Origin of the sequence: Desulfovibrio inopinatus DSM 10711 (genome assembly GCF_000429305.1) — a bacterium.
In the GTDB taxonomy this organism is placed as follows: Bacteria; Desulfobacterota; Desulfovibrionia; order Desulfovibrionales; family Desulfovibrionaceae; genus Alteridesulfovibrio; species Alteridesulfovibrio inopinatus.
In genome coordinates, this window is record NZ_AUBP01000031.1 from 33,105 (window position 1) to 49,376 (window position 16,272).

Annotated in this window: 10 protein-coding genes; 1 reads left to right on the top strand and 9 read right to left on the bottom strand. The window is 51.1% G+C overall.

Annotation, left to right across the window (positions count from 1 at the left end; genetic code table 11):
* Positions 1–14: 14 nt before the first annotated feature.
* Positions 15–908, top strand: a complete 894-nt coding sequence (locus tag G451_RS0118240; RefSeq protein WP_084448644.1) for a transposase — start codon at positions 15–17, stop codon at positions 906–908.
* Positions 909–1,008: 100 nt separating this feature from the next.
* Here the strand turns inward: G451_RS0118240 and G451_RS0118245 are convergent, their stop codons facing one another.
* From G451_RS0118245 to G451_RS0118285, 9 genes are all read right to left on the bottom strand, one after another.
* Complete coding sequence (locus G451_RS0118245) at positions 1,009–2,751, bottom strand: diguanylate cyclase (protein ID WP_169727901.1); 1,743 nt, start codon at positions 2,749–2,751, stop codon at positions 1,009–1,011.
* A 258-nt stretch (positions 2,752–3,009) separates the two neighbouring features.
* Positions 3,010–4,800, bottom strand: a complete 1,791-nt coding sequence (locus G451_RS0118250) for an aldehyde ferredoxin oxidoreductase family protein (RefSeq protein ID WP_245587843.1) — start codon at positions 4,798–4,800, stop codon at positions 3,010–3,012.
* A 214-nt stretch (positions 4,801–5,014) separates the two neighbouring features.
* The gene (locus G451_RS0118255; RefSeq protein WP_027185383.1) at positions 5,015–6,169 is read right to left on the bottom strand and encodes an iron-containing alcohol dehydrogenase; all 1,155 of its coding nucleotides are present in this window, start codon (positions 6,167–6,169) and stop codon (positions 5,015–5,017) included.
* Positions 6,170–6,254: 85 nt separating this feature from the next.
* Entirely contained in the window at positions 6,255–7,679 is a 1,425-nt protein-coding gene (locus G451_RS0118260; RefSeq protein WP_027185384.1) for a solute carrier family 23 protein, read from the bottom strand.
* A gap of 789 nt (positions 7,680–8,468) precedes the next feature.
* The gene (locus G451_RS0118265) at positions 8,469–9,926 is read right to left on the bottom strand and encodes an NAD-dependent succinate-semialdehyde dehydrogenase (protein ID WP_027185385.1); all 1,458 of its coding nucleotides are present in this window, start codon (positions 9,924–9,926) and stop codon (positions 8,469–8,471) included.
* Positions 9,927–10,351: 425 nt separating this feature from the next.
* A complete protein-coding gene (locus tag G451_RS0118270) occupies positions 10,352–12,436 on the bottom strand; it encodes a sigma 54-interacting transcriptional regulator (protein ID WP_027185386.1) in 2,085 nt (694 codons plus the stop codon).
* 154 nt (positions 12,437–12,590) lie between these two features.
* Positions 12,591–13,208, bottom strand: a complete 618-nt coding sequence (locus tag G451_RS0118275; RefSeq protein ID WP_027185387.1) for a retron system putative HNH endonuclease — start codon at positions 13,206–13,208, stop codon at positions 12,591–12,593.
* Positions 13,205–14,458 carry an AAA family ATPase gene (locus G451_RS0118280; RefSeq protein ID WP_027185388.1) on the bottom strand — a complete coding sequence of 418 codons (1,254 nt, stop codon included), beginning with the start codon at positions 14,456–14,458 and terminating at the stop codon, positions 13,205–13,207. Before G451_RS0118280 ends, G451_RS0118275 begins: the two co-directional genes overlap by 4 nt.
* A 220-nt stretch (positions 14,459–14,678) precedes the next feature.
* The gene (locus G451_RS0118285; RefSeq protein WP_051261658.1) at positions 14,679–16,133 is read right to left on the bottom strand and encodes an NAD-dependent succinate-semialdehyde dehydrogenase; all 1,455 of its coding nucleotides are present in this window, start codon (positions 16,131–16,133) and stop codon (positions 14,679–14,681) included.
* Positions 16,134–16,272: the final 139 nt, after the last annotated feature.

Consider the following 16,272-nt stretch of genomic DNA (forward strand, 5'->3'; position numbering starts at 1 on the left):
AAAAGTGCGAATGTATGGACTTAATTACTTTAAATCATTTTGCTTCCAGCGAGAAAACTGCGCGCCGGTTCTTTTTGGGATTTTGCTGGAAAAACCACCAACGCTTTTGTCCGCGGTGCCGGGAAAGAAAATTGTACCGTGTGGCCGACGGACGCAGGCGGTGTGCGCGTTGTCTGTATACTTTTCACGATTTCAGCCAGCGGTTTCTCAATGGATGCGGCCTCTCGTTTCAGCAATGGCTGCTGTTTCTCAAACTCTTTGAACTTGATGTTGCCAACGAAGATATCGTCAAGCAACTTCAGATTTCTTATCCCACCGTCCTCAAAGTCAAAGATATCATTCGGCGGGCCATCCTTGCACAAGCGCTGGACGCGTCGGCGATGTATGCCAAAGGAGTCTGGCCCGGACCGGGGCGGCGAAAACCTGGGGCTGTCATGACGAATGCACCGGTTTTCGGCGTTATGGATATCGGTGGCTATATCATCTGCGACGTATTGCCGGATATCGGCGTCGAGAACATCGTCCACTATAAGATGAGCTTTCACCTCAAGACGGCCAGCCTTGGACAGGTCGTGTACACAGGACCATATCGGCAATACACCATGCTGCTCGCCTGCGGTCCAGAATTATGGCCTACGGGATTCATACAACATAATGACCAGCATATTCCTGGAGCTTCCACGGAATTTTGGCAGTTTGTCAAGAAACGTCTCAAGCAAGTCCATGGCTTGACGCCTGCGAATTTCCCTTTATGGCTCAAGGAGTGGGAAATGCGCTTTAATTACCGCGAACGCAATGTCATTAATATCTTGGCCGAAGCCGTGTGTGGGTTTGTGCCGCAGGAAGTGGAGACTGAGGACAATCACGACGCTGACGAGGAAGAGCATCGTTCGGTGTGTGCTTCGTAGCGCATGTTTTCGTACCGCACGTCATTGTTTCCAAAAAAAAGAAGCCGCGAGAGGCTCCTTCTGTTTTCAACCTTACTGCTTTTGTCGTTGGCGTTTACGATCAGGGTGCCGCTTCTTTTTCGGCATCATCACGTTTTTCAAAAAACACCACTGCATTTTTCCCACTGCGTTTGGCCTCGTAGAGCGCTTGGTCCGCTCGTGTGATGATACTCTCGAAATTGTGGTCATTCTGTTTACGACAGGCGAAACCGAAACTCGCCGAGAGGCGTTCTTGATTCTGGCCGAAAGTGAGGTCGTTCCAGAGAGCGAGTCGGAGACGTTCCAAAAGTTGTTGGGCTGCTTCACGTTCTGTATCCGGAAGAATCAAAAGGAATTCTTCACCTCCCCAGCGGGCAAAGATATCGGCGGTTCGAATCCCTTGCGATATGATATCTGCAAATGCCTTCAACACCCTATCACCTTCGTCATGTCCCCATGTGTCATTGACGTGTTTGAAGTCATCGATGTCCATAATGGCGACAGCAAGTGACGTGTTTAATCGTTTGGACCTGGCAAATTCGCGTCCCCCCATTTCCATGGCGTAACGACGGTTGAAAATTTTCGTTAATGCATCCGTTCGTGCAATCTGTACGGCTTCATCGCGGGCCTCGGTCAATTCCAGTGTTCTTTGCGCGACAAGTTTTTCCAGTTCTTCGCGTTTAATCTCCAGGTTTTGCCGGGCCTGTTCTTGCGCGAGAATTTTTTGGGTTTGTAAGTCGCGCATCCGATCGGCCAGAGCCATGCTGAGCAACATGGCATCCATACAGATAGCAACAGGGACAATTTCAAACGTGAGGTCATTATAGGAGATGACTCCCAACACGGTGAGACCGAAGACCAGAAGAGCCAACCATGAAGCAACTTGGCCAAGGATATAGAATCGAGCCTGTCGCTTTCCCGTCAACCATGCCCAAATTCCAGCCCAACAAAAAAGAAGTGGAAAAATAAAGAAAATCGCGGTGGCTACCTGAAATGCTGTAAAGACGGGAAGCACTAGAGTGCATATCAGGTAGGCAACCGCGAGACCTGTCGTGAACAGAAGCAGGCGATCGAGAGCAGGAGTCGTTTTCGTTTCCAGAATTTTTCGTGAAAAAAAAGAAACAAAAATTTTACTGAGGGCACCGAAGAAGACCATCCCTGTGTTGGAGAGCCAGACATTATGTGTCCAGAAGGTGGTCATCCCCAAACCCGTCAACCCGGATATGATGATAATAGCCGTTGTTAAATACGCAGCATAATAGACATAGGTGATATCATTGAGCGAGAGAAAGAGCATGATATTGTATAAAAGGAGAGCAATGCATATCCCAATAAGAAAACCATGAATGACGGATTTTATATGGGCTATACGTTCTAAAGCATCTTGGACAAGAAAAGAGATTGGCATAACTTGTAGGCCTGTCTCCGTATGCGAACGCAAGAGAAGTTGAATATTTTCACCTGCATTGAGTGTAAATGGTATTGCTTGTCCTGATACCCATGGAATGGGGCGTGAAGAGACCATATCTCCTGATGTAATGGAAGTTATTTTGCCATCATCTCGTCGTATAAAGAGTGTTACGTCGTCAAGATTCGGGTTCCATGTGACAAGGTAAAGCTCTTCTGGTGACGTTGTATTGTTTACAAGATCAAGCCTGCACCAGATTGTAGATTGTGTATGTCCATAGTTCAGGAGATTTGATGGTGCCGGTGTGAATTTTGAAGTGTCTGAAAACAGTTCTTCGGCGGTGAAATGGCCTTGTGATGCTTTTAAAACGGAAAATGGTGAAATCGTCACGCCCTGTAACACGGGTTGCTCGAACACGTCTTCCCATGTTTTCCATACAATAAAAAAGGGGAGAACCAACAGCACGAGAACAATACATTTCGTGAGTGGTGATGGGGAAGGCGTATTCAGATATGATGGTGAGCAGATTTCTTTCATGCAAATAAAATAGTTTAAATTTTAACCTCTGTCACCTTCGTACAGGGCTATATTGCTGTATGGAATCGTTGTGTTCTTCTAGAGAAAGGTCAAAGGCCCTTGCGGGCCTTTGACGGGGATGGGGTGTGGAGGTGGATATTACAGACTGGCCTGCTGTGGCTCTCCGGCTTCTGTCCAACCACGGACGTGGTAGTAGTCGTTCACCATGTTTTCGACCTCGGTTCGACTGATGCTATAGCCGGTCTCAGGCAAAGCATGATCGGTAAGAAAGACGGGAAGGGTATCGTCTTCTCGGGTGATGCCGTGCTTGAGGTTGAATTGCCTCGTGTCATCTGTGACAGCAGAGGCACGAGCGATCATCTCGGCTTCCGTCAGGTCCAGGCCTGTCGTGACACGTGTAATTGCAGCCAGACTCTCCCATTGGTACAAATCGCGATAGAATCGGCATACGATAAGCATATCAAAATACGTTAGCCGGTCTTCCCAGGTTTTGAACTCACCGGCCTTGTCATCACTTGAGCGGGGATCGGATATTCCCATGAGTTCCGGTTTATAAAAGGTCGCGCGCAGATGACACGCACCGCGATCGGACGACGCGTATGCCAATCCCATGCCTTTGAGGGCGCGGGGATCATATCCCGGGGGTTCCAATCCCTTGACGTGAACCGCCACGTCTTCCAACCCCCAGACCGACGCGGCATGACGAATGCCGCGGCTCAAAATCAGACCGATTCCCTGGCATGCGGCCATATCTCGCAAGAGTGCAGCCGCGGCTTCCGTGTCTCCATACGAAATGGGATAGTCGATACGTCCGCGGAGCTTGGCTTCCATGGCAAACGCAACCAAATTCCCGGCGGTAATGGTGTCCATACCGAGTCGGTCACACAGATCATTCAAATAAATGATGTCTTCTATGGACGAAATTTCGCATAACCCGCCAAATGCGTAGATGGTTTCATATTCCGGTCCTTCGACGGTGAGGCCGGCATGAGGCCCGTCTTTGATGGTGGCCAATCGGCCGCATGCCATATAACATTTTCGGCATGCCCGGGGTTTGACATCACAACGGCTATGCAGGGCTGAAGCGTTAATCGCATCTTTGTGATCACACCGTCCTTTTTGCCAATACCGTGTTGGAAAACCCCCGACTTCGTTCATGACATCCACGAGCATGGATGTGCCGCATTTTTTATAGGCCGCCACACCTTTGTCGGTTTTTCCTATCTCGGCCATGGATTTGGTGAACGCACGTAACCCCGCCGGGTCGGCAATGGGACGCTTTGCACTTCCGTGAAAGGCAAGTGCTTTGATATGTTTTGAACCGAGGACAGCACCTACGCCGGTACGACCGGCACTACGCCAGTAGTCGTTTTCAATGACCGCGAAACGGTTCAACGCTTCTCCTGCCGGACCAATGACGACAGCGCCACTCGTCTGGCCGCGCAGTGTTTGTATGGCCTCTTTGACGTGGTCTTCCGTTGCGTATGTTTCTTTTCCCCACAGATTGTCAGCGGGGTGGAACGTTGCCCCCGTCTCGTTAATTTCAATCCAAATCGGGCGCTCTGTAGCCCCTGTTATAATGACAGCATCATATCCGGTTGCGCTGATATATTCAGCGGTCGTGCCTCCGCTGTATGATTCACAGTAACATCCCGTTTGTGGGGATTTCGTGAAAACGCCATAACGGCATGATCCCCATACCGACGTGCCCGTAATGGGACCAACCGCAAAGATCAGGACATTTTCCGGGCTCAACGGGTCTGTCCCGGCCGGAATCATGTCGAGTAATAATTGGGTGGCAAGGCCTTTGCCGCCAAGTGTTCGACTGAGCAATGCATCGTCAAAGGCAATGGTATGCGATGATTGCGTGGTGACATCGATAACAAGCCCTCTCTTGAAAAAACCATCCATAAGAACCGCCTTTGTCATACTGCATTCGACAGGTGATGTGTTTCTTTGTCATGAGAACGATGCAGGTCATGAGGGGAGATCGTTTGCCCTCCGTCCTATAAATGTGTGCTCGGGACAAAGAATGTCTGTCGATGTTGTGTTCCGTTACAAGGTTGTGTTGTCGTATCGCGTTGCCATGTGCCCTTGGGCTGGGGAGGGGGCTCCCCAGCATCAGGAGGGCTGCAACGTTTTTCTAAACCGCTGCCGTGTAAATGGAGATTGCATCATCCAACAGTAGCTTTCTCGGATTATTCGCCAGCAAACGCGTCACTTTGAGCACATTTTCGGCCAAGTTAGGCACATGGTCATGTGTGACACCGTATTCAGACAAATGCTGAGGAACCTGCAAGTCACTCGCCAGTTCAATGAGCGCATCAACTGTGACTTGTGCTTTGGCGCGTTGCGATAATCCTTCCGTCGGTTGACCAAAAAAATCGGCGATATCGGCGAATCGGTCGAGATTGCCGAGCATATTGAATTGCATGACGGGGACGAGCATGATGGTGTTGGCAATACCATGTGGAATATGAAACTGGGCGCCAATGGGATAGGCAAACGCATGAACGGCCGTTACCCCGGCGTTGGCAAAGGCCATACCCGCCAGCATGGCGCCGCGCAGCATATTCGTACGGCCTTCGATGTTTTCTCCGTTGGCATAGGCCGTGCGGATATTGGCGTAAATTAATCGCATGGCTTCTTTAGCCAACAGATCGGACATCGGTGTCGCGTTTTTGGAGGTATAGGCCTCGATCGCATGAATCAGAGCGTCCATGCCGGTTGCTGCGGTAACCTTGGGCGGGAGGCCAAGAGTTAATTCGGGGTCGAGCAGAGCGCAGGCAGGATACAAATGCGAGCTGACGACGCCTTTTTTCAATTGCTCGGTATTGTCGGATAAAATGACGATGGGCGTGACTTCACTCCCTGTACCGGCTGTGGTCGGAATAAGGATAGTCGGCAAGCCGGGATTGGGGAGCAGATCGATGCCGAAATATTCACTGACCGAACCGGGGTTGGTGGCCATTGCGCCCGTGATTTTGGCCATATCGAGCGATGACCCACCGCCGATACCGACAATGGCGTCGGCACCGTGTTCTTTGACGATTTCAACGGTTTGGTCGACAAGTTCAAATGGTGGATCAGCCTGCACCTGGTCATACAGGCACACGCCGAGTTCGGCCGCTTCAAGCACCGTGGTGAGGCGTTCGATAATACCGGTCGACATGACGCCGGGGTCGGTCACGATGCAGACTTTTGTCGCTCCAAGACGGCGCAGCTCCGTGCCGATATCGTTGAGCGTTCCAGGACCGAAGACAATGCGGGACGTTGTGCAAAACAGTTCCTTTTGCATGATCAAATCTCCGAAAAATTGAATGATGGGGAGCATGCGGCGGGGCAGAGGCAGCCCCCGCCGCATTGTCAAAGCGAGGTCGGAGTTACTTGGCCTCGCCAGACAGTACCTTACTTTCGCGTTCGGCAGCGAGTTCGAGATCGTCGGCCCACAATGGACCGGCGTTGGTGTCACCTTTGAAGAAGTCCATGGAGTAGATGACAAAGCAGGCGATCAGTCCGGCACCGAATGCCCAGGCTGCGCCCTTGGAGACGAGGATGCCCGCGACCATGCCGGCGATGCCGAGGTCTTTCAGACTCTTGGCTTCACGAGCACCGATATACACGGAAACGAATCCCTGGATAATCATGGTCAATGCCAGTGCAGCAGGCAGAATGGGGCGTGTAACGGTGACGATGGGCAACAACCAATATCCGGTGAACGTCCCCCAGCGAAATGCACCGACACCGCCAATAATGGAGTCCATGGATTCACGGCCTTTCTTCCACCGTTCATAGGTGACAACGGTCATGGCTGCCCAGATGGGGCCGCACATGGAGATGTCGGGGCCCAGCATGCTCATGATGGTGTTCCGGATACCTACGACAAGGTGGGCGCGGTCTGGATTGTAATCGACGGGTTCGTCCGGGCGTTTGGGGTCGGCGTCACGGATGATACCTTGCGCCTGGACAGCATCACCGAAGATGACGATATACGCGGCCAGAACGAGCGGCAGAGCTTTCAAGAACATGGACAACGGAGGCCATCCCAATGTGCCCCACGGAACCCAGTCAGTCCAGAGCGTGGCGAAGTCCGGATGTGAAAATCCCCATTCCACGGTGAACGGTGCTTCACCAACAATGGGGGCAATGATGATGGCGGCGATGATGGCTGGCAAAATACCGAGATTGGCAATGCGCTTTACGACCGGTGACGTCGTCGACCAGTGCCGGAACAGCGGGTTGTACATCATGAACAATGCCACAAGCGCACACACGCTGATGGTAATGGGCATGGAGTAGAACTTGCCGCCTTCCTTGAAAATAAGCTGAATGGCGGCAATACCGGCACCGAGAATAACACCGGCTTTGACCGCTCGTGGTATAAGCGAAATAACGGTTTGCGCCAGTCCTGTTGCCCCGAGCAGAAGACACCATAACCCGAGCGTCATTTCAAAGGCGATAAGTGCATGCATGCGCTCTGGTCCCTCTGGAAAGGCGGCACAGTAGGCAATAAGTAGTGGAATGGCCGGAGTGACCCATCCCGGAACGACGGGGTCGCCAAGCGACGAGTGAAACAAGTAGAGAAAGCCGTTTAAGATAACAATGGCCAGCGCGACTTCGAACGGCATGCCCAGGGTATCCTGCAATACAGGAATGATGGACAAACAAACGGCGCACATGATGAGACCCTGGATGTAGTCAGCCCATTCCCAGCGATAGTGTACACCCGGAATGCGAAGTTTCAGTTTCCATAATGGGATATAGGGCGGTTCCTGACCATCGGGACGTTTGGCGGTCCAGTCTGACATAAAACTTCTCCTGCGTTGACGGCGCGCCTGGCGACGTCGGTTCACACGTTTCCTGACGACATCGGCAGAACAAACGGCCGGTTCGGGGGAAAAATCGACGCAACTCCCGAAACGGTCGTCACATCCTGGTGAAACTCACACACATCTCCTGCTGGTTCGCGAACAGCGTGCTGCTGATTAGAGAATCAAGAATTGTGCCGAGATTGCTTGGAAGAAGTTGTTTTGCATTATCATGTTGTTTTTATTTTGTTTTTTTAAAAAAGACAGACGTTGTTCTTCATGAATGACAAGAGATTTATAATAAATTGATGCGTTTTTGCATCGATTGGTCTGCGAATTTCCCTCTGCAATCAACGTATTTGCCAGATTGAAGCGCGTATTCCCATGTGTTGAGATTTTGGAGAACTGTCGGTGCTAAAGCCCAGTCCGGGAATCACCAAGAGCGCCAGATTCGTGATAGATGGAGAAATATATGAATATTTGAGTCAAGTGATGCTATAATGCATCGCATGATGCTGTTATGCATTCAAGGTTGATTGACCAATCGGTAAAACAAAATGTGTGTGAAGGATATTGAAAAAAGAACCAATGTTCGTCAATGACAACTTTGAGGAAGGCATGCCAAAGAGACTTGATGGTGTCGCGTCATCGCGCAACTCTACGACAGGAGGTGTCATTCAAGTATGGCATGATGCGCCATTGCATTGATGATGCAATGGCGCATTGTCAGCCGATTGAATGATCATTTACACCGCAATGTTGTGAGCATGTCTGCCGTGCAGCGGGGTACTACGCGGTCGTGATGCCTCCCTGACATGCGTATTTGAGGACCGTGTAATCGTCGAGGCCATAGCGAGATCCTTCGCGACCGAACCCACTTTCTTTGACACCGCCGAAAGGGCCTTCGCATGTGCTGATACGACCGTCGTTGATGCCAAGCAGACCGAACTCCAGTGCTTCGCTCACTCGCCATATACGGGCGGCATCGCGTGTATAGAAATATGCGGCCAAGCCGTAATCCGTGCTATTGGCGCGTTCAATGACGTCGTTTTCATCGGTGAATCGAAAAATAGGAGCAATGGGGCCAAAGATTTCTTCACTGGCGAACAGCATGTCATCGGTTGCATCGGCAATGATCGTTGGTTCATAGAACAATCCACCGAGTGCATGCGGTTTGCCACCGCAGACGATACGACCGCCTTTTGCCAACGCATCTTCGGTAAACGATTTCGTTTTTTCCAGGGCATCGGCATTAATGAGCGGTCCCATGTTGATGCCGTCGTCCAGACCATTGCCCGGTTTCAGTGTTTTGACGTGTTCGGCCATTTTTTCAAGAAATGTATCATAGACGGCATCATGCACGTACATTCTATTGGCGCAGATGCACGTCTGGCCGCTATTGCGGAATTTACAGAACACGGCGCCGGCAGCAGCGGCATCGATATCGGCATCGTCAAAAACAATAAAGGGTGCGTTGCCACCGAGTTCCATGGACATCCGTTTGACCGTGCTCGCCGTTTGGTTCAATAAAATTTTGCCGACACCGGTGGAGCCGGTAAAGCTGATTTTGCGGACGATTTTGTTACTCGTGAGTTCTTTGCCGATTACTCTGGAGCTGCCGGTCAGTACATTGAGGACACCGTTAGGAGCACCGGCTTCATGAGCTAGGCGTGCCATGGCCAATGCGGTCAATGGGGTGAGAATAGCCGGTCGAACCACAGCCGTACACCCGGCGGCCAAGGCGGCACTCACCTTACGGGCAATCATGGACATGGGAAAATTCCACGGCGTGATAACACCGACAACACCAACAGGCTCGCGCGTGACAACAAGGCGTTGATCGGCGAATGGTGCAGGAACGACATCGCCATAGTTGCGCCGCGCCTCTTCGGCAAACCAGCGCATATAACTGGCGCCATTGTTGGTTTCGGCCTTGGCTTCGGCCAGCGGCTTTCCTCCCTCCAGCGTGACGATGCGCGCCAACATGTCGATGTTTTCCAACGTCAGACGATACCAATTCATCAGAATTTCAGCCCGCTGCAAGGCTGTTTTTCGCTTCCATGCGGGAAGGGCAGCATGGGCGGCGTTGATGGCGCGGACGGTCTCATCGGTTCTCATATCCGGGACATTACCGACTACGGAGCCATCAAAGGGGTTGGTGACGGGAATGGATTGTCCTGAATCGGCGGCGATAAATTCTCCGTCAATATAACATGCGCATTCAGAGAGAAAATTTTCGGTCAGCATAAATATATCCTTGTTGTGCGGCATACGATGTGCCGGTTTCCGTTGTCGACGGCAACCGCTCCAGTCGAAGACATGTGGAGTCGAGAGCCGTTCAGACCGCAATAATGAATGTTGTATCGAGATGTTTATCAATATATATGCCAAAAATAACATAAAAAGATCTTCAGCTAACATACTCATATAAAATAATTTTATATAAATAGGAGATGTTTTTTTAGGGTCAGGAGAAAATCGATAATGACATTTGATGCATTTTTGCATCAAGAGCGAGAGGGATGCGTGGGGAAATGGCGTAAAGTATTGTCGTATCGGTGCGCCAAATCCAGGAAAAACGCTGTGCTTACATCGTATTGAACGCGATGTCTCTCCATGAATCGGCATGATTCATAAATGAATCAGATGGTCAAGGACTGAAGTGAAGGATATTATTCCGTATCGCTCAAGATGATACCCAACCGTTTGGCTTTACGGACAATAGTAGACTGGTTCACCCCAAGAATCGAGGCGGCCTTTCGGGTCGTGCGGTGCTTTTCCAAGGCTTTCATAATTGCATCGCGTTCCACTTGGTCGACGATGGTTTTCAGCGTGAGCGGTTCGTCATGTGATGTCTGATGTCGGTTGGCGTCGGTTCTTCGGAGAATGCGCAAGACTTCGGCTTTCGTAACGATTTGTAACTTGGACATGACAACGATGCGTTCCATGGCGTTTTCAAGTTCTCGCACGTTGCCCGGCCATTCCTGATCGGCCAGATAATCGAATGCATCGGGTTCCATTTGTCGATTCAGGCCGTACTTCGTGTTGTACTTCCCAAGGAAGTGATACAAAAAGTCAATGATGGCTTCATGTCGTTCGCGCAAAGGCGGGATAACAAGTGGAACCACGTGGAGTCGGTAATAGAGGTCACTGCGGAAGAGACGTTGCCGAATCATTTCCTCGAGGTTGCGGTTTGTGGCGGCCATAATGCGGACATCGACCTGAATGGGATGTACGCCACCCACACGCATGATAGTGCCTTCTTGAAGAACGCGCAGCAATTTCGCTTGAAGTCCAATAGGCATTTCTCCGATTTCATCGAGGAAAAGCGTACCCTGGTTGGCGATTTCAAACAGGCCGGGCTTGCCGGAACGAAGCGCACCGGTAAACGCCCCGGGGACATAGCCGAACAATTCGGATTCAAGAAGTTGTTCGGGAATAGCGGCGCAACTGATCTTGATAAACGGTTTTTCCCGGCGTGGGCTGTTTTCGTGGATAACTTCGGCCAAAACTTCTTTGCCGACACCGGATTCGCCCAACAGCAGCACGGTCGAATCCACGCGAGCCAAGCGTAATGACTGGTCATGGATTTCGCGCATTTTTTGCGAGCGAATGATAATACGACCGGACTGCTCGTTTTTTCGGCGCAGGGTGCTGAGTTCTTTCTGATAATGGACTTTAAGTTCTGAGAGCTTTTCCAACTCCTGTTGCAGTCGACGCAGTTCGGTGACATCGCGAACGTTGGTGACAACGCGAGTGATATGTCCACTCGTGTCACGGAGCGGGCTGCCTGTGACCATGATGGTTTTTCCGTTTTTGACCTTTTGAATAATGGTTTCCGTCTGCCCCGTCGCCAAAACCCGCATGGTGACGGATTCATTATAATAGCCGTCCACCACGAGGTCGGCCATATTTTTCCCGAGCACTTCTGCTGCTCGGATACCCGTTATCCGTTCATAGGCTTTGTTTACCCGGTGTACGAAACCCATTTCATCAGTGATGAAGATGCCGTCGAATGAGGTATCGATAATAGCATTGAGTTCTTGTGTCAGTCCGGTCATTTCTTCAAGCTGGCGTATGGTGAGCATCTGTTCCTGAATATTGCGGAACAGGGTGATCGTGCGCGAGTTCTGAGACGGCCAGCTTAAGACGGCGAAACGGACATCGTCGCGTCGTGCGGTAAGAATGGTTTCCGGAGCATTGGGGGCGGACTCGATCTGAAAACCGACTTCGAGAAGCAATCGAGACAAGACTTGGTTGAGGATTTGGGCAAAATTACGGCTTACGAGGCGACAGGCGGCAAAGTTGCACCAACAAATTGTTCCATCGTTTTCGACGTGAAACAGAGGATCGGGAAAATCGAGCAGGACTTGCGCTTCCGGGGCATCGTTCGTGTCCGGGACCACGCCCGCAAATTGTTTGAGTAACGATGCATCAAGCCCGCCGACAATACGCATGCCGTCACTGACGGCGAGATATGTATTGAAATCCCATTGAATGTCATCAAGTTGGGCATTGGCATTGACTGCACAGACCATATCACGTTTGTGAAGACGGACCGGGTCGGTCAACGAGGCACCACGGGCCAGCGCTTTGACGAGATCTTCACTGGTAAAGACGCCGATGACTTTCCCCACGGAATCAATAACGTGCGCGCCCTGCACATCTCGCCGTTTAAAAAACGACGCAACATCCCGCAAACTCATCTCCGGCGTAATCGCACGCCCCGGTGACTGCATGATCTCTTTGACACGCATGGGATACCTCGAAACGTGAGCGGTTTACGGCCTCCGGCGGCTGGGGAAGGGGGGAAACTTTTTGGAAAAAAGTTTCCCCCCTTCCCCAGACCCCATCCCCTCTTCAAAAACTTTTAGCGGGGTGGACGTGTAGAATATCGTGTTCGCTTGGCATTTATGTAAAAAGGTAGCGGATTGTTGTCCAGAATGGAATGAAGAATCCATTCGTGTCTTTTGATAACAATGCAGCGGCAATGTTTTGAATTTCTTCGGGGGGTAACCCTTCCATGATCCCCTCTATCGCTTTGCTACGCATTTCGCGTAGTTTGGGGATATCCAATCCAAGGCGGTCAATGGTTTCAGCCGCGGCGTTGTCATCATGGTGTGCCGGGGTGATCCTGCCGTCTCCTGTAAAGCGGAAACGCGTTTGGCATGAAGGATCAAGGGGAGAAATCAAAAGCTGTTCATCGAACCAATCACCTTTCAAATTCCCACAATGACGCGGTTTGCCTCTTTCCAGTTGAGCCTGACAAGAGCAGAGCATATTGTTGAAATCAAGAGCATCGACTTCAGGACGGTGTTGCGGGTGAAAATGTTCAATGTGGGAATCATTATCGACAAGTCGGCGTTCGCAGTAACAACAGATATATCCCTGTTCCTGCATTAAAGCCTTTTTTACCGCCTTTTTTTCTTTGCTACGCAAATCATCGTATGTTGGCTGCCAGTCTTCATTTGCAAGTGCCTTCCACTCTGTGAATACTTCAGGTTCAGCACCTTTCACAATGTGTTTCATTTGCCGATCAACTCTTTGCGCGTGATCAGCACTGATGCTTTGACCAATTCGGGATCGTCTCCAATACGTCTTCTCAAACGTTCGACGGCGTGTTTGGCTTCGTCCAACTCTCCTTTGTCAATAGAATCGAAAAGTTGTCGGAGATCATGCGTCACATCGTCGGGCCGGGTGGTGTCCAGCCCCATCAAATCTTCCAGCACTCGTTCAACGGTTTTTCCATACGATTCCGTGGGGCGAACAGCGGTGAGCTCTTGACGTTCCAACGATAAAAGAAACAGATTTTCAGGCTGAACATGCGTAATGACGTGCGGGGAGTGTGTCGAAATCAAAAATTGGCAGTTTGGAAAGACATCGTGCAACTGCGAAACAATCATGCGCTGCCATTTGGGATGCAAATGGAGATCAATTTCATCGACAAGGACAATTCCATACCCTTCTAAAGGATTCGTCCGCATCGGGTTGGCAATGGCCAAGCGACGAGCCAAATCACCAATCATGGCCATCAAAATTTTTTCACCATCCGAAAGCTGATTAACGGCCAGTTCTTCACCATGTTTTTTCACGACCATCCGTAAAGGACTACGCCGCACGGTTAAGTCGGTGAATGCTGGCATGAATTGGAGTAATGCGTCGCGCACGGCTTGAAGTTGAAGGTCTGTTCGAAGTTCTCCCGTTTCGCGAAGGGTTTCATTTTCTAGATCTTCACGTTCTCGGAACCATTCGAAAAAAGTACGAAAGTTTGCTCCGCTGGTGAGCGCATCGTCATATGCGGAAAGTTGATCGAACGTATGCTTCGATCGTATTCGAAGTGGAATATCAACAACAGCGCGATTGACGGGGTAATAGATAAAGAGTGGCAAATATGCTTTTTCATTGACCTCTGTCAGGTCTTCTTGGATATCTCGAACAACGTTGGAGAGTTCAGCGAGAGAGGATGTCGCCGACTTGCTATGTCCTTTTCGAGTTTTTGACAGTGTCCATTCGAATTCACCCCATCTGTTTTCACATCGTAATCCAAGAGAGGCTGTGGATTTTCCGTTACAAATGTCTAGTTCGGAAATGGGGCGTCCCGATGCTTTTTCGCGTTCAATGCGGTTGGCCAGCCAGGAGAGGAGGAGAGCGGTGGCGTCAAGGAGAGTGGATTTCCCCGACCCATTCATACCGACGAAAATGTTGAGATGCCTGTCCAAATCGAGCTGCAGATTTCTGGCACCGCGGAAATTTTCGAGCTTGAGCCGTTGAATGTACACCGTTGTCCTCGTTGTTAAGGCGCGCCACTCTCTTCTCTGAAATATTGAGCAGAGTGGAGGTATTATCTCCCTAGTATGCCTTGAAATGGTATCGAATTATACCTTCATCTGCATCATTTTTCCACCTTCCCATTAATCCCCACACGATACACCTCGTTAAAAAGGTTTGGGGAAGGGAGGTGATGAGGTGGGGTGAGGGGGCGCAGGGGGAGACTACGCTTTACATCTCAATCCCACCCATGCAGGTATATTTCAGCGTTGTATATTCATCGAGACCGTGTCGGGAACCTTCGCGGCCGAATCCGCTTTCTTTGACGCCACCGAAGGGGGCTTCGCAGGTGGTCATGCGGCTGTCGTTGATACCGACGAGACCATATTCAAGACGCTCGGAGGCGCGCCAGGTGCGGCCCATATCTTTTGTATAAACATAAGCAGCCAAGCCATAGGCGGTATTGTTGGCGCGAGCGATGACTTCGGCTTCGTCGTGGAAGCGAAAGATGGGAGCAATAGGACCGAAAATTTCTTCGGAAGCAAACCGCATGTCATCGGTGGCGTCGGCAATAACGGTGGGGGCGTAGAAGAGGCTGCACGAGGTGTGTGCCTCACCACCACACACGATCCGGCCGTTCTTGGCTTTGGCGTCTTCGGTGAAGGCGTGCATCTTGTCCATGGCATACTGATCGATGAGCGGCCCCATGGTGACATTCGGATCAAGACCGTTGCCGAGCTTGAGGGATGAGGCCAGATGGGCCAACTTCTCGACAAAGATGTCGTACACGGCGTCTTGGATATAGAAACGATTGGCGCAGATACAGGTCTGTCCACTGTTTCGAAACTTGCAGACCAGCGCGCCGGCCGCGGCTTTGTCGATATCGGCATCATCGAAGACAATGAACGGGGCGTTGCCGCCAAGCTCCATGGAGACGCTTTTGACGGTGGAGGCCGCTTGCGAAAGGAGCTGCTTGCCGACACGAGTGGAGCCGGTGAAGCTGATCTTGCGGACAATAGGGTTGGTGGTCAGTTCAAGCCCGATGGCCTCGGCATCGCCGGTGACGACATTGAAGGTTCCTTTGGGCAGACCGGCTTCAATGGCGAGTTCGGCCATGGCGAGGGCAGAGAAGGGGGTCTGCGGAGCCGGTTTGATGACGACCGGACATCCGGCAGCCAGTGCGGCACTCACCTTGCGGGCAATCATGGACATGGGAAAGTTCCACGGCGTGATGACTCCGACAACCCCGACAGGTTCGCGGGTGACGAGCATGCGCTTGTCCGGACAGGGACCGGGAACAATATCCCCATAGAGACGACGAGTTTCTTCGGCAAACCAACGGATGAAACTGGCACCATTGATGATTTCGCCTTTGGCTTCGGCCAGTGGTTTGCCTTGTTCCGTGGTGACAATGCGGGCAAGCTCGTCACAATGAGCCATGATAAGCTTATACCACTGGAGAAGAACTTCGGCTTTGCGCCGGGCTGTTTTGGCCTTCCAAATGGGGAAGGCTCGTTGAGCGACTTCGATGGCTCGCGCGGTTTCAGCCGCACCGGCATTGGGGACATTACCGAGCAATGAGCCATCGTAGGGGTTGATGACGGAAAAAGTTTCACCCGAGTCGGCAGATACGAAGGTACCGTCGATACAACAGGCGGACATCGAAAATATGGTATCGAAGCGCATTTCTGAATCCTTAAGGATCGGGCATACGTGTCGGGTCGGCGTCGCAGTCCGAATTTGAGCGAAGAAAAAGACGAGAAGTTTCCACAACAGCAGGAAGACTGTCAACCCGGATGGGAGTGTTTCTCGTGTAACCCCTCAG